1 protein-coding gene is annotated in these 424 nt (G+C 73.6%); it reads right to left on the reverse strand.

Features of this window, described 5'->3' with window-relative positions; translation table 11 throughout:
- Positions 1–66: 66 nt before the first annotated feature.
- A partial coding sequence (locus E2C05_RS32530; RefSeq protein WP_133223686.1) for an EAL domain-containing protein occupies positions 67–424 on the reverse strand: 358 nt, incomplete at its 5' end.

Here is a 424-nt window from a genome sequence, read left to right on the forward strand (position 1 = left end):
GGCCCGCGCAGCCGGTCGCCCGCGCAGGCCGGCCCGCGGCCGTGCCGGCGGCGCACCCGCCGCGCGCTACCCCGCGAGCACCAGCGTCGCCCGCTCCGCCAGCCGGCCCAGCATCTCCGGGATCTCCCGCGCCGGCCGCGGCTTGCTGAACAGGTAGCCCTGCGCCTCGGCGCAGCCCTTGCGCGCCAGGGCGGCGAACTGCTCCTCGGTCTCCACGCCTTCCGCCGTGGTGGTCATGTCGAGGCCGGAGCACAGCTCGGTCACCGCCCGCACGATGGCCTTGCTCTGGCGCGAACGCTCCAGCTCGCGCGTGAAGCAGCGGTCGATCTTCACCTTGTCGAAGGGGAAGCGCTGCAGGTAGCTGAGCGAGCTGTAGCCCGTGCCGAAATCATCCATGGCGATCCGCACGCCGAGCGCCTTCAGC

Origin of the sequence: Paracraurococcus ruber, from assembly GCF_004353985.1 — a bacterium.
GTDB classification, from domain to species: Bacteria; Pseudomonadota; Alphaproteobacteria; order Acetobacterales; family Acetobacteraceae; genus Paracraurococcus; species Paracraurococcus ruber.